Genomic DNA, 19,543 nt, shown 5'->3' on the forward strand with positions numbered 1-19,543 from the left:
TACTTTGAATACCTGATTTAAATACCTACACATGAGAAAATTACTGTTAGTAGCCTGTTTGCTGCCCGGACTCCTGGCTCAGTCGCAGCGCAAAAAAACAGCGCCTCCAACCAAGGCTCCCAACTACGATTCCCTATTATTTGCCAACACCAAATACCGGCTGATTGGTCCCTGGCGGGGCGGAAGATCTGCCGCGGTAGCAGGTTCCTACACCAACAAGCAAACCTTCTTCATGGGGGCAACCGGAGGTGGACTCTGGAAAACCACCGATGGAGGAAGCAACTGGACCAATATCTCCGACAAATACAATATCGCCAATATAGGAGCCATTGCCATAGCGCCTACTGATGAGCAAATCATGTATGTAGGAGAGGGCGAGAATACATTAAGAGGCAATGTGGCAGAAGGACTCGGAGGCATCTGGCGCTCCGATGATGGCGGCAGAACCTGGCAGAACAGGGGATTGAAAGATGGCCGACATATTATCAGAATCCTAGTGCATCCCCGCAATCCGGATATCGTTTGGGCAGGGGTGATAGGTCACCTCTTTGGCCCCAATGAAGAAAGGGGTGTATTCAAATCAACGGATGGAGGTAAAACCTGGAAACGCACCCTGTTTGTCAATAACCAAACCGGGGTGAGCGACCTGGTGATGGATCCAACCAACCCATCTATCATGTATGCCGGCACCTGGAGAATCATACGTACACCGTATAGTTTGGAAAGTGGTGGTGAAGGAAGTGGCTTGTGGAAATCTACCGATGGAGGTGAAACCTGGACCAATATAACAGCCTCCAAGGGCCTGCCCAAAGGAGTATGGGGAATTGTTGGGGTGGCCATCGCGCCTTCCAATCCGGATAAAGTAGTAGCCCTGATTGAGAATGAAAACGGAGGCTTATACACCAGCATGGATGCGGGCAAAACCTGGAGCCTGACCAGCAATGATAACAATATCCGCCAGCGTGCCTGGTATTATACCAAAGTGTTCATCGATCCCAAAAATGAAAATGTAATCTATGCGCCGAATGTTGGCTTCATGCGCAGCAGGGATGGCGGCAAAACCTTCCAGGGAATCCGCACACCGCACAGCGATCACCATGATTTATGGATTGATCCAAAGGATCCGAATCGTATGATTGTGGCGGATGATGGAGGCGGACAGGTAAGTTATGACGGTGGCAATAGCTGGAGCACTTATATGAACCAGCCAACCGCGCAGATTTATCGCGTGAGTACAGACAACAGCTTCCCTTATCGTATACTTGGAGCACAGCAGGATAATTCAACATTCCGCATTCGGCACAGAAGTTATGGTTCGGTTATATCTGACAGTGACTGGGAAGAAACTGCCGGAGCAGAAAGTGGATATGTGGTAGCCGACCCTCTGAATCCGGATATCGTGTACGGAGGAAATTACGGCGGTTATTTGTCAAGGTTAGATCACAAAACAGGAGAGAACCGGGCCATCACCGTATGGCCTGATAACCCAATGGGTGCAGGTGCCGATGTATTGAAATACCGTTTCCAGTGGAACTTCCCGATCTTCTTTTCTCCGCATAACCCAAAACGTTTGTATAGCGCGGGTAATGCTTTGTTTGTAACAGAAAATGAAGGGGCAAGCTGGGAGCAGATCTCTCCGGATCTGACTACCAATGATAAATCCAAACAGGGCCCAAGTGGTGGTCCGATTACAAAAGACAATACCAGTGTTGAATACTATTGTACCATTTTCACTGCTGCAGAAAGTGCATTGGAAAAGGATCTGTTGTGGACAGGTTCAGATGATGGATTGGTGCATGTGAGTAAGGATGGAGGAAAAAACTGGACCAATGTAACACCGGCTGGTGCTCCTAAATGGATTATGTGGAATGCCATTGAAACACATCCTACGAAAAAAGGAGTTGCGTACATTACAGGCACCCGCTACAAGCTGGATGATTTCGAACCTTATGTGTATAAGACAACCGATTATGGTGCTACCTGGACGCGTATCACACGTGGCATTGATCCCCTGCATTTTACCAGGGTAGTAAGAGCCGATCACAAACGCGATGGCTTGCTCTATGCAGGCACTGAATACGGTATGTATATCAGTTATGATGATGGCGCCAACTGGAGAAAATTTCAGTTGAATCTGCCGGAAGTGCCCATCACGGATTTAACTATCAGGGACAATGACCTGATTGTGGCTACACAGGGTAGAGCGTTCTGGGTGCTGGATGATTTGACAATGGTACAGGCCTATGATCCTGCCTTGGTGAATAAATCCTTGCATGTGTTTCCGGTTCGGGAAACCTGGAGAATTCGTGCTGCAGGAGGATTCCGCGGAGCAACACCTGTGAATGCAGGAAAGAATCCACCAACCGGAGCCGTGATCAATTTTTATGCAGGCAAGGTGACAGATTCTACCAAAGCAACGGTGACCATCCTGGATAAGCAGAAAGCAGTTATCAAAACCTTCTCAACCCAATCCAAAGAAGAAAAACTGGAATTGAATCCGGGTATGAACCAACTGGTTTGGAACCTGTTGTATCCGGAAGGAAAGAAGATTGATGGAATGATTTTATGGAATGGTGTACCAGGCAGTATCCTGGCGCCTCCCGGCAATTATTATGCGAGAGTGAAGATAGGTTCGGATTCTACTGAAGTTCCCTTTGTAGTGAAAGCCGATCCCAATTACAAAGTGTCTACAGCCGATTATGAAGCACAGTTTGATTTCCTGAAGCAGGTGCAGGGAACCTTTAATGATGTGCAGCAGGCAATTCTGGACATCCGCAGTTTGAGAAGCCAGATCAATGATTTTGTAGGCAGACAGGGTAAAGGCATTCCGGCGGATGTGAAGCAACAAGCAGACACCATCAACAAACAGTTGACCAAAGTGGAGGAAGCGCTGTACCAGACCAAGGCAAAAAGTTTCCAGGATGTACTGAACTTCCCGATCCGCCTCAATGATAAATTATCCGGAGTGTTTGATGCTGCGAACAGTGGTAATATGGCACCGAGTAAACAGGCAAAGGATGTATATGCGGAATTACAGCAGCAGGCCAAGGTGGAATTGAACCGGTTGGAGCAATTGAAATCGGGACAAATAGCCGAGTTCAACAAGCTGATCCGGGAGAAGAGTCTGCCTGTGATCGGGATCAAACCGGATTAATAATTTTAGATTGATATGCGATTATTGAATTCAGGAGAGCGTGCGTTTTGTAACCAGTTAGCTGGTTACAAAACGCCGCATTTTTATTTTGGCGAGCTGGTTGATCGGCGATTGAAAAATGCGGCGGTCAGGGTGGATACCACTAATCGAAAAGTTTCACTGTTATTACCAGCTGGTTCAAAAGAAGAATCAGAGCGATTGCGATTTGAAGCAATTGCAGAATTACTTGTAATGATTTCTGTATTGGAGTTATTAGAAAAGGATGGCTATGTGTTGTTGTTTCGGGTGTCTGGGCGGACCGGAGAATTGTATGAATTTGGCAGAAAGGATTTAGAGCCAGGCAATATAGAGGAGGTTCCCATTATTGACGACCGGACGCTTACCTTGTTATGTAAGTACAGCAGAAAAGATATCATTCCTACGGATGAATTCCGGCGTTTTTGCAGCAGGGGTTTTATTGCAAGAGATGAGCAGCGTTTTCAGCGGCAGATCCATTTTACGGTTGGCGCTTTGGCTGTTTCTACCTTGCTGTTGGTGCTGAATATGGCATTTACCTTTTGGCCAAAAATGACAGGGGAGTCAAAGAAAACCCTGATCAAACTGGATTCGATGATCACGGATATTCATGAAATCCGGTCAACCCTTTTTTTGCCGAAAAAAACTGACAGCCTAAAGGTAAAATGATGCTTATTTTTTGATGGATTTCTTAGCTGCATTTTCTTTCACTCTGAAAGCGGTGATCTTTTTCACCAGGTCCAGCGGCAATTTTTTATCATAGGGAAACTGGATCGCGCCCTTGGAAGTAGGGTATGGTACAAGTTCCTTTTCAAATTGGGTGATTCCACTTGGAGCCGGATAAAATCCGATATGGTTTTTATTGGCAGCAAAATGCACCAGGTTGCCATGCAGCACAAAAGTGGGCATACCATACTTGATGGCTTCTGTAGCCTCCGGAGCAGCCTGCTGAATCGTTTTCCGCATTTGTTTTAAAAGCTCCTGTATCTCCTGCGGGAAACCGGCTATATATGCGTCAATGGATTCAACTGTTTTCATGTTGATGTTGTTTCCACTAAGCTAACGCTGATTTTCAAAAAGCAGCAGGTGTAGTTCCGTCAAATAGGGGGTTAAAAGCGCTTGCCATAGGAGAAACCGACCCATGGTAATACAGCGCCATCCTGAATGCCTACTACCGAGCCCACATTTATCCTCCACATAAAGTTATTGCGGGTATGTTTTCGAAAACCGAAAGTTGGAATGAAGAAGTGATCCACATCAATATTCACGTGATTTTTTTCAGGGCGGCTTTTAAAGAGGGTAGGCGTTAATCCCAGCGCAGCTTCCAGGAACTGGTTTTCATTCTTTAAAGGGATCAGGTAGTTGAAAGCAACCGGCACAGTCAGGTAAAAATCGTATTCAGCATAAAATCCTAGTCCGGCACGCATCCCAAATCCTGGTTTTTTAGAAAACTGGCGTTCGTAATTGATAGATCCGAAGAGGCCATTTCCTCCGGCTTCAACGTAGGCAAAATTGCGCGAGAAGGAAGATTGTGCCTGGGCCGCACAGGTAAGTGCCATGCCCAGCAAAAGCAGTGTACATTTTCTCATAGTGTGAATAAGGTTATGCCTCTAAACTAATACATCCCTTACAAACCCGCAAATACAAAAGGCTTAAAAACTGTTATAAATTTCAGTTCCTGATAGAATCAGTTAAAACACCCATTGCATAAGTAGTTTTTAAGCAGTAAATTTGAGTGTAAACCCAAATGGTATGTTTGGAGAAGCAAAAAAATTACACCTCATTGAGGAAATACTGAAAATTGAGGATGCTCAATTGTTGGCGGAGGTGGAACATGTCATTGCCAAAGCCAAGCTGTATAAAGTTGGTCGCAGGAGTTTTGCTTCCTTTTCGAATTTGTGGACTGAGGAAGAAATCGATGAATTGGAAAAGATAATTGCAGAAGGTTGCGAGCAAATCAATCCGGATGACTGGAAGTAAATGCCTGCTGTATACCAGCGTAATAATCAATACTTTTAGAGCACATGAATCTGCGAATCCGGTAAAGCATATCGCAAGATTGAAATTATTTTATCCAACTGTATTGCATTAAATCCTGATTTAGAAACAGCGGACTTTTATGGAAGTATCAAAGCTTCCTTAATGACAAAAGGAAAACCTATTCCTGAAAATGATATATGGATAGCTGCAATAGCAAAACAGTGGCAGCTTCCTTTATATACAAATGATAAGCATTTTAGTGAAGTAGATGGAGTATTTTTATTTGGTAAATAAGTTTTTGCGGGATATAAGCTGAATGGTATACCCCTTCCTCCTAAAGTACTCCAGCAACCCACCTTCCTCTTCCAGTAGGTTATCTATGGAGGCAAGTACCAAATTACTATACTGGCTATTTCTTTCTATTTCACCTTTCCAATATAGCGTTCTTCGAGCGATCAACTGAACATATTCAGCAGGATGCGCTTTTATCTTTTCCCGTAAGCCCGCTTTCAGGCAAGCTGTATCCTGCTTAAGATAACAATCACTTCGTGCCTTTATCTCCTGCAAATAAACACTATCATTTCGCGTCAGTTGCACCAGCCAATCCGGCGGATACAATTTCGCCAATGCTTCAAATGCCCCCTGGGTTAAAGCAGGCTGATCCAGGTTGTAAATGCGTTTCCCTTTCTTCTCTGCCTCGCGCAACAAATACCTGTCAGGTTTGATATACTGCTCATTCCCATACCGGATCTGCTGATCCATCACAATCGGTATATAATAGCTGAGTTGTTTGAATACCCTTTTCTTAATTCCAAATCTGGAATGATAATAGGCATATACCCTGCCTGCTTCTTCCCGGCCGATAACATCTTCCAGTCGCTGTTGATTGGGATAAGACATAATTTTGATTCTTTCCCTCGCATTTGCCAATTGACGCAGCCCTTTGTCTTCATAAAAGCTTTCTGTAAATACAAGTTCCACTTCATCAAGTAAGGAATCCAGCAAGGGAGTAAACTGAAACTGTTCCCGGGTTAATGGGCTGTAAGTACCGATGAGATAGGTGATTGTATCCCTACCCGGACTCACCACTTTATAAACTACCTGGCTCCTGCTTTTAATGGAAACGACCAGGGTACAAAAGAGCAGTATATTTTTTAACCAACCCATATTATTTGTTATCGGGGTCAAGGTTGGGCAGCGTTTTTTTTGGGAAGCGTTTGTCTGTAATCAGACAATCTAAAGTGTATAAATCTATGTCAAGAAAATTTGCCATGATATGAATGGGAGTGCCTGTCATTTTGTAGTTCATCCTCATTGCAAAGCGCTTTATAAAATTGCGCTCCCTTTTAATGAGTTTTTCCGGGTTTTTAACCAGGACTACCAAATAGCTGTTACTTCCCGAGTTACTTATGTTTATTTTCCTGATTTCTTTCCAGGAAATGAAGCCTGCTGCTACACCACTGGTATTATCTGTCAATCCTTCATCGGAGAGAATTAGTCCTGCTTTTGTTTTGAAAATTTTGATCAGCATTACAAATGCCAGGAGTCCAAAAAACAATACTCCAGCTAGACCGATTATGAAAAAAATGAACTTGCCAACCAGCTGATTTTTGGCAAGTAGCGCACTATTGATCATCCAGCCGCCTAGAAGAACAAAAACCATTGCACCCAATAGATAAAAACCAATCTTTATCTTTTTTAATGGAATTTCAATTTCCTGGTTGTGCTTCACTTCCATCTGTTGTAAAGTATGCATGTTGTAAAATTAATGGATCCTTGCCTGGTAATGTTCCCATCCAATCAGGAATACCAGCAACCCCGCTGCTACAAGAATAAACAGGATCATCAGAACAGGAAGGATTGACCCGAGAATTCTGTTTTTTTGAAAGAGCCGACTGTTGTAATATGCCAGTGGTAGTAAATAAACGGGATAGGCATTGATGGCAAAAAAGAGCAGCACATTTGACCGGGTATCGCTATCAGGAGCATCAAACATAAAAATTGTAAGGAAGAAGACGAATGGCCATGCAATAATTGGAAGAACCAGGCAGAGATTGATCAGCCTGAACCAGTCGGGGAATTCCTTTGATAACAGTTGTTGGAAATAACGCCTGATCATATTTACTGTTTCGGCAGGTGCGATCTAAGGGGAATAGGTTGATTATTTTGGTCTCTATAAAAATAGTAAGCGTTTTGGACTGGATATTGAAATTTTTCCTTGTTAAATGATTGGTCTGCTTTTGACGGATAGGCTTACACATTTTGAGAATAAACCCCTGCCGCAATACCTAATTTTAATGCATCAGGAAAGTCCAGTATTTTTAAAGGAAAGCCGCTCCAATGAAAAGAATACTGTTCTTAGTCCTGTTATGTAATTCAAACCTGCTTTTTTCCCAGGAAGCTAAAAAGCGATTAACCTTATCTGTTGCACCTGCTTTTCCTTTAGGCAAGTGGGCGGAAAAAGAGCAGCCAATTGAAACTGCCGGATATGCTTCATCCGGGCAATCTTTTCACCTACGCTATACCAATGATTTTTCAGCCAAATGGGGATGGTTCCTGATGTTAAAGAGCCAGCGGAATCAATTGAACGCGGATAAGTTGAGCAACTATCACAATACGCATCCTTTTCCGATAGTGGGAATAGTGGTGGGACCCGGACCAACACCCCCGGCTGAAGTGAATATAGAGAATTGGTCGTTTAAGAAGAAAAACTGGATGACTGCTACGGCGATGGGAGGTTTCTACCGGATCATCCCTGCCGGAAAGCGATCTGTGTTTCTTCCGGAACTGGGACTTGGATTGATCTACGCCAAACTGCCCGATTTTCTGGGCACTGCGCAGGATGGAAACCAACGCGCTTCACTTACCCGAAAAGGTAAACATGGAGTGGGATTGGCCTATTCAGTCGGACTGAATGCCCGGCATCACTTAAATGCGAAATACGATATCTTCAGCAGCCTGGCTTACTTTGGTTCTTCGGCAGTAAAATTCAATGATATCAGCACCACCCGGTTTTATACAAATGGAACAATTGTGTCAGAAGCAGTAACTACAACGGATCACCAGCAGGTGTTTTCTTCACTGAATTTGTATATAGGAGTGGGGATTAAATTATAGGTTGTGGAAAGGGGCCACTTTTATAGTTAAATGGCAGCCTATAGTAGCGTATGTAAATAATTCGCTGTATCAGTTAGTCCGGCCTTCCTTAACTGATTCAATACATCAAATTCATCCAGCTTAGGATTTTTTTTATTCAATACCATTTCTTTGAAAGCATTAATTGCTTGCGTTTGATTTAAATCTATTATATCCGTCAGGAAATCATCTGCTGTTTTTACTGACAATCCAAATGATTGAAGATATGTTTCTGGAAAATGTTTAATGTTATTAGTGACAATTAAATTTGCATTTGTTTTTATCGCTGCCGCTAAAACATGGCGGTCATCCTCATCAGGTAATTCTAAATGCGTTATCAGTCCTTTATAATTAGTAACAAGTGCATCCGGAAAAGCACTATTTGCTTTATTTATTCTTTTTTGTGCTTCTTCTTCAGAAATTCCTTTTTTAATCATAACTCTTCTCCACTCATCAAATATGTGTTCGCTCCATTTTGGAGTGTAAAGGTCATAATAAGCAAACCAGAACAGAACATCTCTGATGATAACAGGATATACTACATTAGTATCAAGAACAACTATAAAACGGACACTATGAATCATACAACCCTGCTTCTTCGTCAGCATTCATAATATCGATGATATTTTGCTTCTGCTGCTCTTTCATTTGTTCTTTGAAGTTAATAATGTCATCAAATTTGATTCTTCTATGCTTGCCCACTTTGGTGTAGGCTATCTTGCCTTCTTCCAGAAGTTTAACCAGATGCGGCCTGGAGCAACCTAGTATTTCAGCTGCGTACTGAGTGGTTACTTCTGTGGCAACGGGTACGATTGATATTAATTTTCCTTGCCCCATGGATTTTAAAATCTCACCCAAAAGCTTAATAGCACTCAATGGGATTTTAATTTTTTCTCCTGTTTCTTCTATTTCGATTTCCGGCTGGTCGGAATTGATTTGTTCAATAACAGACGCTAAAGCACCATAGGACTCACTCGCAACTTTCTGGTCTAGCTTTGATGGCTTTCTTATTTGTTCCACTAGTTTCATGAGGTTCGTTTGTTTCTTATGTGCACAACTTAAACGAAATAAACGAAATATTCAAAATAATCGAAATGAAATTTGGCTATTTAACTAACGATTAATGAAAAGAGAATAAATAAGTAATTGAAAATCATTATTTTATCATTTATTGCTTTTGAAATTCCAGCGGCGGCCCAACGACTATCATTTCATGATCAGCAAATACTTTTGCTCCTTCTTCCGGAGTTGGCTGACCTTTGAATGTAGCGAGCTTTCTGAAATAGTCTTCCATTTTACCAGAAGGCTGGAACATAAAGAACATTTTCCCTCTTTCCGAGGTTTGAGCAAAGGTATGGGGTACTTTTCTCGGTAAAAAGATGGTGTCTCCCTTTGTGAGTTTATATAGTTCATCCCCAACCTTAAAGGTGTAATCGCCTTCAACGATAAAGAATATCTCATCCTGTTTAGGATGTATATGTAAAGGTGGGCCACCCGGAACATTTCCAGTATATTCAAATAAGCTTAGTTGCCCGTCTGTGTCTTTTCCGGACACTTTGATGTCATTGGGGCTGGTACCACCAAAAAGTAAGGTTGTTTCCTTGAATCTGCTTTCATTGGCCTTTACAACAAAGCCATGATCGGTTCGGCTTTCCTGGAAATTCAAATCACGCCCAAATGCTATGGTAGGAATGGCTGCTGCCGTTGTGGCAATAAAATTTCTTCTTTGCATATAGTAATAGTTGAGGTGTAATGCAAAGAAATATGGCCTAAGGGGCTGAATGGTGGTACAAACCCGACAAAATTTAGTAGGTATCTGCTTCTCCGAACAAGCGCTCCGGAGCTTTGCTGTCTATTTCATGAAATTGGTTGGGGGAGAGTCCGGTTAAATCTTTGTAATCTCTTGCCAGATGTTGATAGTCGTAGTAGCCACAGGCAATGGCAATGGTAAACCAATCTAATTGGGGATTTTTATTTTTCATTCTGAAAGCATTTTCAAACCGCATCACTTTTAAAAAATATTTTGGTGAAACTCCCATCCGTAGTTTGAATTGTCTCTCAAATTGACGGGTCGACAGGTAGGATGATTTTGCTAATTCGTCAACTCCTGGAATAAAGTCTTTGGAAAATAGATTTGTACTGGCAATATCTATGGCATGAACAGCACAGGAACGCCGTTTGTATTCATTGATCAAAAAGGCTTCTACTACCTGGATCATTTCAGAAAAACGCTTACAATCATTAATCTTATCATTTACATACCTGATTTCCTGGGAGAAAATAGTATGAGCATCGATATATTGATTGGTAAGTTGGTTGGAAGGTATTCCGGTCAGCTGAAACAAGCCGCCAGGTTTGAATACAACCTGGAGCAAGAGGAAATTATTACCTACAAAACGGTTGGTGACTTCTGTCTGCTGTCCAAATAATACAGTGGATAGATTTCCGGTTTTTGTTCCGGTATGTTGATACTCCACCGTTTCACAATCTCTTGCATAGAAACTCAGGCAATGTTCGGGCCTGGGAGGATAGGCTTTTAAAGGAAGTGCTCCGTCTGATGTATAGTTGTAGTGTACCAGTCGGATAGTCCGAATGAATTCAGCAATAGTTAAACTGGGTTTATATTCCTGAAGTACCATAATGGGATTTAATTCTTTTCGGTCATGAGCTCCGTTAACCCCATAGGCGAAAGTACGTTTATATTTCCCGAAGCATCTGTCAAAACACTTATTTTGGTGAACTTTCCTTTATAATACCAAAAGTACTGGGTTGAAATCGGTTGGTCATGTTCCTGGTAATATTGTTCAACCAGCGATTTGGTGAACTGAATGAACTTTACAAAATCAACCGGTTTATTTTTAGTGATGGTGCAGATATTTACGAGCCCTTTATTTGGCATTGCAACAACAGATCCCCATTCACCGACAAGTTCGGGGGAGTTATTCCTTAGGTCCAATGCATAGCTAGCTGCATAATTTTCTTCACCAATGAAACTCAATTCAATTTCAGATCCGTCCATTTCAAACATTTTGGTCAATTTTTCAACCGGGTGTTTGTTGATATTATCCTGAGCTATTTTGAAAACCGTTGCGGTATCCAGTTTCCAAACGTCAAACATTTTTTGTTGAACTGCAGTAAAAGCGCCTGGCAGATCCAGCATTAGAAGCGTGTAGGTTCCTTCCAGATCAATCTTCGCTACCAAATTGGAAACACCTCCAAACATGGCTACTGTTTTTTTTGGGTAAATCCTTAGGCTTAAGTATTTTTTGACAGATTCAAAATTATTCGGATCAATATTTTTCTGTTCGTCAAGGGATGAAAATATATTATTAAAATGCTCCTGGATAACCTCTTTCCACAATGATTTGTCTTGTACTGCCACACATTTTCCAATCAAATTGTGCAGATTAAATATCTCTCCTGTTTTAAGATGTACAGCCCCTTCTTTTACAAAATCAATACTGAATCGCTCTGCAATGGTGGGAACAACAATTTCGACTATTTTTTTATAATCACTTTTACTGATCACCTTTTCGTATCCTTCAGGGATATCATAGGAAATTTTCTGTGCGAAGGTTGACTGGGTTACGCTCAAAAAAAGTAGAAAGATTAGTAGTCTCATAATAGTTTAATAAATTTCTTTTTTAGGTATTTTCAAATCAGTTAATCGAATTAAATACTTAAGGCAATTGGTATATTGTTTATTCACGCTGCCTTGCCGCTCAGTAATTTTATATTTACCATTGATGTTAGCTTCCAATATCCAGTGGGATCCATCCGATATATCACTTTTATCCATGACGAACATGGACCAGTAGTCGATTTTAGCCAACTTATTTTCAAATTTCCTCCATTGTCGTGAGCTAATATTTTTATGAAACAGCACACTTGGTTCGTACGTATCTGTTGACTCATCATGGTTTGATTTTTTCCAATAAATAGTAATACTTTCTTTTTTTTCTCCATTCGAATAACTATGGGGGTATGAAATCTTCTTGCCCATATTAATCTATATGCAGATTCTTTGTACTCATTTGTGAATTTGGGCTCATTATGCCATTCTAATAAGGATGAATAGTCCTTAATTCTGTTGGTTACTAATTTCAATTCCTCTAATAGGTTGATTGAATAATTAGTCGACCAATTCGTTATATCATTTAAGAAGAAGTCAATCGGAAAATACAAGGTTGTATCTTGTGTTGTGCTATTTCTAAAGTCCCTGTCATTAATAAAAGCAGAATAGGTTTTGGCAGTGCTAGTATCAAATAGATAATTAGACAGCTGGATTATCAGATATTTTAGGGTGGATAATTGTTTTTTGTCAATTTCGGTGCATCTAATCAATGAGCTTCGTGCAGCAAATGCAAAATGGGGATCCATTTTTTTCAGGAATAGGTTATAATAAGATTCTGCAATGACATAGTTAACCAAATAATTATTACTATCTAGCTTGAGTGCTTTTTTGTATAATAAAATTCTCGTGGTGTCTTCCAGACTGACATGGCGGTGCTTGAAATTGGCTAAGGTTATGTAAGCATTTATACTGTCTGGGTATCTGTCTAGTAATTTTCCAAAATAATCATGGCAGTAGCTATATTTTGAGCGCACCCTGCATGTTGAAATTAGTTTCCAGATTAGGTTCTCATTAAAGGGAAACATTATCAGGCTATCCCTTATTTCCTTGAATTCCTTTTCATAAACATTTTTTAGGGAATCAAGATATAATTTGTTTTTCTCTGAAAATATCTGTTCAATTTCCGCGTCATTATATTTAAACACTTCAGTTGTTAAAGTTCTATCATAAATACCTGCATATGTCAGAGTTCTTTCTTTATGAAGCTCAAAAATATCATCAATTGTATTTCCATACTTTGGAAAGGCTTTTCCGTTTTTGATTTTAAAAAAGAATTCAGGATAGGTCGTATCTATATCTTCCTGAGTTAATCCATTTACATTATAATATGATTCATTTGAGAATTTTATGTTTTCATACTTAGGAGGGTTTAATACAGTATGATCATGTAAATGATTTTTGATTATGCATGGGACTGCCCACTTATTATTTGCTGTTTTTAATACTTCATAATATAAATCCGCCCACAAATAATACGGAGAATTCAATGTGGTGTCCTTGATTGATATTACTAGATGCGTTCGATTGGGCTTGAATGTCGGATCATAAGCGGCTTGAATAACTTCAATTGTTATTGAATCAGGAATATAAGTACCACATACCCGTTCTATAATTTTATAAGTTGCTATAAACTTTGTATTCTTTGTGCTTACATCTGCCGGAATAGTTTCTGTTTTCAATAACTCACCTATAAATACAAATAGTTTTTTTGGGGAATCTGGCTTTTCATCACAATCAGATGTACTGATTTGACTTACACCGGTAAAATGGATACATAGCAGACCTATTAGTACGGCTACCAGTTTTACTTTATATGAAAATAGCATAATTAATATCGAGTAACGACTTTCTCATCAATGAATTTGTATTCTAAGTACTGAAAAACTCTTGCTTTGTCTGGGATCAGTTCTGAATAATGATTTTTAGGAAGTCCTTTTTTGCTATAAAAGTTGCCTACAACTTATAACCTATTTCTATTTCGTGCCAATGTAGAATAGTCTATTTAATAGCCATTCTTTTTCGCTCAATAAAGAAATAAAACATACCTGCTAAACTGCCAAATAATATAAAAGAAATAATCCATCTGGTTTTCCCATTTCTTGAAATTTGATCTGATTTTATTACTTCAAAAATTGCAGATACAATAAATAATAAGTTTGCTAAAAGCCCTATTGCGAGAAAAGATTCTGCAGTTTCCGAATGTGTTATTTTCATGTAAGCTCCTATAATGATAATTATAAAACTTGTAATAAAGCTCCATTTTACCATAGTCCCTAATTTCATAATTAATCTGTTGTTGATTTGCTTATCAAATTAATCAATGGCTTAAAACTCGCATAGCATCTTACTTTATCAAAGCTGCTCCATTATATTTTTTAAATTGGGAATATAGATTCGCGCCTAATAATTTCCATTCTATTATACCAGACACATAATAGTCTAATTTTGTATTATTATCAGTAGTATGAACTTCGATTATTGATGGATTCCATTTGGTTCCACTTATAAATCCTGTTGTCCATGAACTGCCTCTAATTGGAATAGGTTCCTCAGTTTTCACACCCTTCCCGTACGTTATGCTCAATTCATTTTTTGAAATCCATGTTTTGTCCAATTCTACAATAATGCTTGATATTGTATTTCTGTCAACACTATCCGTTGAAACAAAATTCCAGGTTGAGATTTGAGATATTCCTGCATCTTTATTGGATGTATTCTTGTTTGAATTGACAATAAATGAAAGAATACCAAATACGAATATAATAGTTGCAAAAAGTCCCGATTTTTCTTTTAAAAGTTTTGTCGCTCTGAGACAGATAAGTATAAAAAATATAAAAACACCAATATTCAATAGACCCCAAAAAAGGTAGAGCATTATTATTTGATGATATGTGATTAGTTCAGTTGGGTTGAAAATTATCCTATAGCTGGATTTATTTCATTTTTTATTTCCTATTAGGGATGTACTAAAATTATAAATGAATAATAGTTGAGCAACTATAATTACAATTATTAAGGTTGTAATGAAGCTGTTTTGATAATCAATTGGAATCATACCATCTGAATTGCTGTAATCAATATAGCGACGTGGATTATCCACGTATTGTATTTGCTGAAAGGGTAATAGCATATAGCTTAATCCCAAAAAGGTTATCCAAAAATGGGCGGATCCCAATCCTTTTTTCATTTTTCTTTTAAATATCTTTTCAAACCTATTATAGATAATTGCAAAAATTACAAAGACTATTGCAACAATGAATATGGGGTATGAATAGGATAGCACATAATAGGTATCATGTAAATAAATATCTATGGTAGAATTATTAAAAAATACACCTTGTATTAATAGCAAGTTTAAGTAGCTAAATGCACCAGCGATAAATAGCATATCAGGTGTAAAGCTGATGTGTTTATCCAGGGCTTTTTTGATCCAAAGTATAAATCCTAATGCTAATAATAGTAACAATACAAGTAAAAGGAAACCAATAAATGGATTTAGACCTATTGCTAAATTTTGCTCTAACCAAATTATCGCTAATGGAAAAAGTGTAAATAATACGGAAAGAATTAAGAGAATAAGTATTTTTTTCACCAGGCTGTATTTAACTATCGTACTGCTTGCTATTCCTGGGAGATCCTAAGACACTTGGATTAAGCATTGTTTCCAGATTTCCTTTTTTCAATAAATCGACTATTGTTTGGTATATACATTCCCTGGTTAATTCTTTTACAAACAGATCTGGAGGTATCATGTAAATACATTCCTCATTTTCCTTCTCATCATGTTTAATGGCTGTTTCCAGGAATTTAAAAGTCCAGACATTTATTCCATAATGTCTTCCATCGGGAAAATCCACAATTACATTGGCGAATTCATTTTCTATGTCCCAATTGCCTGGATCTACTTCTTCAAACTCTAGCCAAAGTTTAAATTGTGAATTGTTCATCATAATTCGTGTTTGAAATCAGACATTTCATTTCGCTTTTAGTTTGAGGTATTTCCCATTCCAGAAGAATTCAAATATTTTCTTTCAAAAAACATCCTGATTCTGACTGGGTTTCCATTGTAATAAGCAGGTTTCCATTGACCTGAGGTTTTAATGAGCGCTTCAATCATGCTTTTATCATATCCATAAGCGATACTATTAATGACTACAACGTCTTCAACCTTCCCTTTTTCTGTTATGGTAAAATCAATTCGGAAATAACTTTCACGAAACACATTGTACCCGTTTTTATTTTTATCAAGTGTAGAGCCTAAGTTCCCTTTTAGATATCTTGGTGATAATGTATCATTAGCGATGTAAATGGGAATACTATTTTTTTCGCCTATTTGCCTTAAGGTTGTTGGATTTTGGCATAAATATTCTTCTGATTTAAATTTTATTCTCCGAAATCCCGGAGCGTGTATGGTAAAGGTAGTGTCTGTTAATTCTTCAATAATATAGTCTTGAAACCCAATTTGTATTTGTTTATCTCTTAAAATATATTTCATATTGTAGTCATCCCAGGCAGGATAAAAACTCATATGAACATCCTGTTTTGTAAATGTATATCTGGTGTATAATGTATCAGGACCATTATCGTTTCCATATAAGTCTTCACTTTCCACTTTAATCCAACTTTTTATAATTTTATTTTTGGATTGTGCAACTGTGGATGTATGAATAAGTATTGCTAATAGCAGGTATAGTATGAATTTCATAAATAAAATTTGGTATTGCTTTTCAGATGCTAGCCGTTGAAGTTATTATAGTGGTGAAGGTCTTTTCAACACTTCAACGTAAGATGCATATAAAGGATCTTACTGATTGTAGCTTTCATTTTTTCCAATGCTTCGCCACATGAGTCCCATTGCCGGGAATCACAGGATAAGTTTTTCCAATATATGGATTCTTTATAACCCTTGCAAGCCGTAAAAGCGCAATTGTCGTTCAGGACGTGTTTTGGTTCGTTCATCCGGGTTTTTTGTCTGTTCGCGAACTTTATTTTTTTGGTTCACAGGAAGGTGCTAAAGTTGTTATTGAATCCTACAGCTGATACAATCCCTCCATGAAAACTAACTTGACAGATCTGTGCTGAGCGGTTCCAAAGCGGTTCACTAACGGTTCACTGACGGTCGCAAAGCGGTGTTAGAGTGGTCAAACAGTGGTGCCGGAGTGGTCAATGGTTAATTTTTTCTCAGTTTTCATCCTTTTCCATAACCCCCTTTCCACCCTTTTATCTTAGTTTCATTTAAACGATTCAACATGCCACGTCTTTTGCTCATCTGCTGCCTTTTGCTTTGCAGCCTTCTTTCGCAAGCCCAAAAATTTGATCCCAATTGGGAATCCCTCAACAAAAGAGGCATCCCTGCCTGGTTTAACCAGGAAAAATTCGGCATCTTCATTCACTGGGGTGTCTACGCAGTACCTTCTTACGCACCTATCATTCCCAACAGTGGCGATAGCTACGCAGAATGGTACTGGTATCGTATCCATAACAAGCAAAAGAACTTCTACGACTTCCATGTCAAAAACTTCGGTTCTCCCTTCGCCTACCAGCAGTTTGAATCGATGTTCAAAGCCGAAATGTTCAATCCTGATCAATGGGCAGATCTCTTCAAAAAAGCCGGAGCCCGCTATGTTGTACTCACTTCCAAACACCACGAGGGCTATACCCTCTGGCCTAATGAACAGGCCGATAAAGCATGGGGCAGACCCTGGAACGCGGTTTCGGGTACCCCTCAACGTGATCTCCTTGGCGATCTCACCATCGCGGTTAGAAACAAGGGCATGAAAATGGGCTATTATTATTCCCTCTACGAATGGTACAATCCCATCTGGCTCTACGATAAAAAGAAATACGTGGATGAACATATGTTCCCCCAATTCAAAGATCTTGTGACCCGCTACAAGCCTTCTGTTATTTTCTCTGACGGAGAATGGGATATCAGTTCAGCTGAATGGAAGAGTCCCGAGTTACTGGCCTGGTTATTCAACGAATCTCCTGTTGCCAAAGAAGTGGTGGTGAACGATCGCTGGGGTAAGGAAACCCGGGAGCATAATACCGGCGCTACCTATACCACTTCCGAATATGGCAGTGGCAAGGATGCCAGCGTGGTTTGGGAAGAGAACCAGGGTATCGGGCATTCCTATGGCTACAATCGCAATGAAAATCTCACCGATTATAAATCCAGCGACGAGCTTATTCTCATGCTGATTGATATCGTTTCAAGAGGTGGTAATCTGTTACTGAATGTGGGTCCCACTGCCGATGGCCGTATCCCGGTTATCCAGCAACAACGCCTGCTGGATATGGGAGCGTGGTTAAACGTAAATGGTGAAGCGATCTACAGTACCACCGCGCATTCAACTCCCTACCAGTGGAGCCTGGGTAAAATGCCCGAAAAGAATGGAGCCGCCTATATGGCCGGTTACAGTATTGCTAAAATGACTGAGCCACGGAAAGACCAGGCCTATGTAGAAGCTTTTTTCACCCGAAAAGGAAAGGATCTCTATGTGATTCTACCGCGTTATGTGTCCAGCTTTACCCTGCGCGATCTGCCCATTGCTGCTGGTGCTAAAGTGAGTTACCTGGGTAACGGCAAGACTGTTCCGGTTACCAGAAAAGGCCGGAACCTGGTCATGGATCTGAGCAAATTCCGGCCGGATGAATTACCATCCAAACATATCGTGCTTAAAATTCAGAACGCCGGATCATTTTAAATAAACCGCTTCAAACCTAGCCAACGGTGCCATCCGGGCTTTGTTGAGTACAAGTTTGTCGCCGTCAAGGTTGTAGTTGTCCGCCATTTCTAGCACTTCCCGGAAACGGTCTTCTACTTCCATATTCGGACATGCCATCAGGGTGCTGGCCATCTTGGTAAAGCGGATGCGATTGTCGGGAAGGATTTCATAACCACCCATCATGTTGTTGCATCCCCCGGTTGCATTGATGCGTCTGCCTGCTGTATGCAAAATCATGTGTGGCTCCTTTCGCATATCATCTGTTTTGGTGACAGGCTTGCCATTCAGCTCTACCAGCTTCCAGTATTTTTCTGTTAGTCCGCTTAGATCTTTAGTGAGCACATACTTGCTTGCCAACTCACCCATAATGCGATTACCGTCCTTATCCAAATGCATCAACTGGTTTTCACCCACTTTGAATTTCCCCGGATCTTCCCCGGATAGTTGAATATTCGCCCCATTGGCATCCCAGGTAAAACTTCCGGAACTGGTTATAGGTTCACTGGATTTTCCCAGGTAGATTCTGGTGAGCGTATAGGTCTTGTCCTTCATGAGCTGAAGGGTAGTTTCAATTCCTTCGCAATCTGCACAGGGCATTACACCTGAATACACACCATCCCAGTCTACGGATGTCATACTGTTGTCTCCCGTTGGAGTGCCTGTACTGGTTGCCGGTGCCTTGCAAGCGAATCCTGCCAGCCATACCGCGGCCAAAATGGAGTAAGTTTGAAGTCGCATAGTATAGTTTTTTATCAATTTATAGATTATGAATGATTTATATTAGTTTTTTATTACATAATTTCGGGCTATATTTTCCGGTACTTAGACTCACAATCTAATGTGATGTTTAATCGGTATAGCGAGGCACCAATTTTATCTACGATCTTCGAAAACCTC

General features: G+C 40.0%; 23 protein-coding genes. 6 read left to right on the plus strand and 17 right to left on the minus strand.

The annotated features are described in order from the left end of the window. The first annotated feature begins 31 nt into the window (after window positions 1-31). Window positions 32-3,154: a WD40/YVTN/BNR-like repeat-containing protein gene (locus tag L0U88_RS18640; RefSeq protein ID WP_234868019.1), complete on the plus strand. Its 3,123-nt coding sequence runs from the start codon at window positions 32-34 to the stop codon at window positions 3,152-3,154. Window positions 3,155-3,169: 15 nt separating this feature from the next. Further along, on the plus strand, window positions 3,170-3,838 hold the full coding sequence (locus tag L0U88_RS18645; RefSeq protein WP_234868020.1) for a hypothetical protein: 669 nt from the start codon (window positions 3,170-3,172) through the stop codon (window positions 3,836-3,838). 3 nt (window positions 3,839-3,841) lie between these two features. On the opposite strand, the gene L0U88_RS18650 is transcribed toward L0U88_RS18645, so the two are convergent. Continuing rightward, complete coding sequence (locus L0U88_RS18650; protein WP_234868022.1) at window positions 3,842-4,207, minus strand: iron chaperone; 366 nt, start codon at window positions 4,205-4,207, stop codon at window positions 3,842-3,844. 71 nt (window positions 4,208-4,278) lie between these two features. Next, complete coding sequence (locus tag L0U88_RS18655) at window positions 4,279-4,758, minus strand: hypothetical protein (protein ID WP_234868023.1); 480 nt, start codon at window positions 4,756-4,758, stop codon at window positions 4,279-4,281. Window positions 4,759-4,921: 163 nt separating this feature from the next. On the opposite strand from L0U88_RS18655, the gene L0U88_RS18660 reads away from it, so the two are divergent. Then, window positions 4,922-5,149 carry a hypothetical protein gene (locus L0U88_RS18660; protein ID WP_234868025.1) on the plus strand — a complete coding sequence of 76 codons (228 nt, stop codon included), beginning with the start codon at window positions 4,922-4,924 and terminating at the stop codon, window positions 5,147-5,149. Window positions 5,150-5,311: 162 nt separating this feature from the next. Then, a complete protein-coding gene (locus L0U88_RS21230; protein WP_255723215.1) occupies window positions 5,312-5,443 on the plus strand; it encodes a PIN domain-containing protein in 132 nt (43 codons plus the stop codon). Here L0U88_RS21230 and L0U88_RS18665 read toward each other — a convergent pair. Genes L0U88_RS18665 through L0U88_RS18675 form a run of 3 tightly spaced genes read right to left on the minus strand, consistent with a single transcriptional unit; the run spans window position 5,429 to window position 7,268 of the window. Next, window positions 5,429-6,316 carry a TraB/GumN family protein gene (locus tag L0U88_RS18665; RefSeq protein ID WP_234868026.1) on the minus strand — a complete coding sequence of 296 codons (888 nt, stop codon included), beginning with the start codon at window positions 6,314-6,316 and terminating at the stop codon, window positions 5,429-5,431. The genes L0U88_RS21230 and L0U88_RS18665 overlap by 15 nt on opposite strands. 1 nt (window position 6,317) lies before the next feature. Continuing rightward, on the minus strand, window positions 6,318-6,905 hold the full coding sequence (locus L0U88_RS18670; RefSeq protein WP_234868028.1) for an STM3941 family protein: 588 nt from the start codon (window positions 6,903-6,905) through the stop codon (window positions 6,318-6,320). Between the two features lie 9 nt (window positions 6,906-6,914). Continuing rightward, complete coding sequence (locus L0U88_RS18675; protein WP_234868030.1) at window positions 6,915-7,268, minus strand: hypothetical protein; 354 nt, start codon at window positions 7,266-7,268, stop codon at window positions 6,915-6,917. 221 nt (window positions 7,269-7,489) lie between these two features. Here L0U88_RS18675 and L0U88_RS18680 point away from each other — a divergent pair, with 221 nt between their 5' ends. Beyond that, complete coding sequence (locus tag L0U88_RS18680) at window positions 7,490-8,266, plus strand: hypothetical protein (protein ID WP_234868031.1); 777 nt, start codon at window positions 7,490-7,492, stop codon at window positions 8,264-8,266. 38 nt (window positions 8,267-8,304) lie between these two features. On the opposite strand, the gene L0U88_RS18685 is transcribed toward L0U88_RS18680, so the two are convergent. The 11 genes from L0U88_RS18685 to L0U88_RS18735 form a co-directional block, all read right to left on the minus strand. Beyond that, window positions 8,305-8,868, minus strand: coding sequence for a PIN domain-containing protein (locus tag L0U88_RS18685; protein WP_234868033.1), 564 nt, complete (start codon window positions 8,866-8,868; stop codon window positions 8,305-8,307). Beyond that, window positions 8,858-9,313, minus strand: a complete 456-nt coding sequence (locus tag L0U88_RS18690) for a helix-turn-helix domain-containing protein (protein WP_234868035.1) — start codon at window positions 9,311-9,313, stop codon at window positions 8,858-8,860. Before L0U88_RS18690 ends, L0U88_RS18685 begins: the two co-directional genes overlap by 11 nt. Window positions 9,314-9,452: 139 nt before the next feature. Then, window positions 9,453-10,016, minus strand: coding sequence for a cupin domain-containing protein (locus L0U88_RS18695; RefSeq protein WP_234868037.1), 564 nt, complete (start codon window positions 10,014-10,016; stop codon window positions 9,453-9,455). Window positions 10,017-10,089: 73 nt separating this feature from the next. Further along, window positions 10,090-10,923 carry a helix-turn-helix domain-containing protein gene (locus L0U88_RS18700; protein WP_234868039.1) on the minus strand — a complete coding sequence of 278 codons (834 nt, stop codon included), beginning with the start codon at window positions 10,921-10,923 and terminating at the stop codon, window positions 10,090-10,092. Window positions 10,924-10,931: 8 nt separating this feature from the next. After that, complete coding sequence (locus L0U88_RS18705) at window positions 10,932-11,906, minus strand: hypothetical protein (protein WP_234868040.1); 975 nt, start codon at window positions 11,904-11,906, stop codon at window positions 10,932-10,934. Window positions 11,907-11,989: 83 nt separating this feature from the next. Further along, window positions 11,990-13,744 (minus strand): tetratricopeptide repeat protein, encoded by a 1,755-nt coding sequence (locus L0U88_RS18710; RefSeq protein ID WP_234868042.1) that lies wholly within the window; start codon window positions 13,742-13,744, stop codon window positions 11,990-11,992. Between the two features lie 172 nt (window positions 13,745-13,916). Beyond that, window positions 13,917-14,186: a GldL-related protein gene (locus L0U88_RS18715; RefSeq protein ID WP_234868045.1), complete on the minus strand. Its 270-nt coding sequence runs from the start codon at window positions 14,184-14,186 to the stop codon at window positions 13,917-13,919. A gap of 76 nt (window positions 14,187-14,262) precedes the next feature. Beyond that, complete coding sequence (locus L0U88_RS18720; RefSeq protein ID WP_234868046.1) at window positions 14,263-14,793, minus strand: hypothetical protein; 531 nt, start codon at window positions 14,791-14,793, stop codon at window positions 14,263-14,265. A gap of 63 nt (window positions 14,794-14,856) precedes the next feature. Beyond that, window positions 14,857-15,510, minus strand: a complete 654-nt coding sequence (locus L0U88_RS18725; RefSeq protein ID WP_234868048.1) for a cbb3-type cytochrome c oxidase subunit I — start codon at window positions 15,508-15,510, stop codon at window positions 14,857-14,859. Window positions 15,511-15,520: 10 nt separating this feature from the next. Next, entirely contained in the window at window positions 15,521-15,868 is a 348-nt protein-coding gene (locus tag L0U88_RS18730) for a hypothetical protein (RefSeq protein WP_234868050.1), read from the minus strand. A gap of 35 nt (window positions 15,869-15,903) precedes the next feature. After that, the gene (locus tag L0U88_RS18735) at window positions 15,904-16,623 is read right to left on the minus strand and encodes an energy transducer TonB (RefSeq protein ID WP_234868052.1); all 720 of its coding nucleotides are present in this window, start codon (window positions 16,621-16,623) and stop codon (window positions 15,904-15,906) included. A 544-nt stretch (window positions 16,624-17,167) separates the two neighbouring features. Between L0U88_RS18735 and L0U88_RS18740 the strand changes: the two genes are divergently transcribed. Continuing rightward, complete coding sequence (locus L0U88_RS18740) at window positions 17,168-18,625, plus strand: alpha-L-fucosidase (RefSeq protein WP_234868054.1); 1,458 nt, start codon at window positions 17,168-17,170, stop codon at window positions 18,623-18,625. On the opposite strand, the gene L0U88_RS18745 is transcribed toward L0U88_RS18740, so the two are convergent. After that, window positions 18,617-19,384, minus strand: coding sequence for a copper resistance protein NlpE N-terminal domain-containing protein (locus tag L0U88_RS18745; protein WP_234868055.1), 768 nt, complete (start codon window positions 19,382-19,384; stop codon window positions 18,617-18,619). The two genes, L0U88_RS18740 and L0U88_RS18745, sit on opposite strands and share 9 nt — an antisense overlap. Window positions 19,385-19,543 lie beyond the last annotated feature (159 nt).

The organism is Flavihumibacter fluminis (genome assembly GCF_021491375.1).
GTDB lineage: Bacteria > Bacteroidota > Bacteroidia > Chitinophagales > Chitinophagaceae > Flavihumibacter > Flavihumibacter fluminis.

What these genes read in the sequence shown, in the direction of transcription:
- L0U88_RS18735 (WP_234868052.1), bottom strand. Translation starts at nt 16,623, where the DNA reads ATGAAATTCATACTATACCTGCTATTAGCAATACTTATTCATACATCC.
- L0U88_RS18660 (WP_234868025.1), top strand. Translation starts at nt 4,922, where the DNA reads ATGTTTGGAGAAGCAAAAAAATTACACCTCATTGAGGAAATACTGAAA.
- L0U88_RS18695 (WP_234868037.1), bottom strand. Translation starts at nt 10,016, where the DNA reads ATGCAAAGAAGAAATTTTATTGCCACAACGGCAGCAGCCATTCCTACC.
- L0U88_RS18690 (WP_234868035.1), bottom strand. Translation starts at nt 9,313, where the DNA reads ATGAAACTAGTGGAACAAATAAGAAAGCCATCAAAGCTAGACCAGAAA.
- L0U88_RS18645 (WP_234868020.1), top strand. Translation starts at nt 3,170, where the DNA reads ATGCGATTATTGAATTCAGGAGAGCGTGCGTTTTGTAACCAGTTAGCT.
- L0U88_RS18685 (WP_234868033.1), bottom strand. Translation starts at nt 8,868, where the DNA reads ATGATTCATAGTGTCCGTTTTATAGTTGTTCTTGATACTAATGTAGTA.
- L0U88_RS21230 (WP_255723215.1), top strand. Translation starts at nt 5,312, where the DNA reads ATGACAAAAGGAAAACCTATTCCTGAAAATGATATATGGATAGCTGCA.
- L0U88_RS18675 (WP_234868030.1), bottom strand. Translation starts at nt 7,268, where the DNA reads ATGATCAGGCGTTATTTCCAACAACTGTTATCAAAGGAATTCCCCGAC.
- L0U88_RS18715 (WP_234868045.1), bottom strand. Translation starts at nt 14,186, where the DNA reads ATGGTAAAATGGAGCTTTATTACAAGTTTTATAATTATCATTATAGGA.
- L0U88_RS18665 (WP_234868026.1), bottom strand. Translation starts at nt 6,316, where the DNA reads ATGGGTTGGTTAAAAAATATACTGCTCTTTTGTACCCTGGTCGTTTCC.
- L0U88_RS18745 (WP_234868055.1), bottom strand. Translation starts at nt 19,384, where the DNA reads ATGCGACTTCAAACTTACTCCATTTTGGCCGCGGTATGGCTGGCAGGA.
- L0U88_RS18680 (WP_234868031.1), top strand. Translation starts at nt 7,490, where the DNA reads ATGAAAAGAATACTGTTCTTAGTCCTGTTATGTAATTCAAACCTGCTT.
- L0U88_RS18655 (WP_234868023.1), bottom strand. Translation starts at nt 4,758, where the DNA reads ATGAGAAAATGTACACTGCTTTTGCTGGGCATGGCACTTACCTGTGCG.
- L0U88_RS18720 (WP_234868046.1), bottom strand. Translation starts at nt 14,793, where the DNA reads ATGCTCTACCTTTTTTGGGGTCTATTGAATATTGGTGTTTTTATATTT.
- L0U88_RS18640 (WP_234868019.1), top strand. Translation starts at nt 32, where the DNA reads ATGAGAAAATTACTGTTAGTAGCCTGTTTGCTGCCCGGACTCCTGGCT.
- L0U88_RS18730 (WP_234868050.1), bottom strand. Translation starts at nt 15,868, where the DNA reads ATGATGAACAATTCACAATTTAAACTTTGGCTAGAGTTTGAAGAAGTA.
- L0U88_RS18710 (WP_234868042.1), bottom strand. Translation starts at nt 13,744, where the DNA reads ATGCTATTTTCATATAAAGTAAAACTGGTAGCCGTACTAATAGGTCTG.
- L0U88_RS18650 (WP_234868022.1), bottom strand. Translation starts at nt 4,207, where the DNA reads ATGAAAACAGTTGAATCCATTGACGCATATATAGCCGGTTTCCCGCAG.
- L0U88_RS18670 (WP_234868028.1), bottom strand. Translation starts at nt 6,905, where the DNA reads ATGCATACTTTACAACAGATGGAAGTGAAGCACAACCAGGAAATTGAA.
- L0U88_RS18700 (WP_234868039.1), bottom strand. Translation starts at nt 10,923, where the DNA reads ATGGTACTTCAGGAATATAAACCCAGTTTAACTATTGCTGAATTCATT.
- L0U88_RS18705 (WP_234868040.1), bottom strand. Translation starts at nt 11,906, where the DNA reads ATGAGACTACTAATCTTTCTACTTTTTTTGAGCGTAACCCAGTCAACC.
- L0U88_RS18740 (WP_234868054.1), top strand. Translation starts at nt 17,168, where the DNA reads ATGCCACGTCTTTTGCTCATCTGCTGCCTTTTGCTTTGCAGCCTTCTT.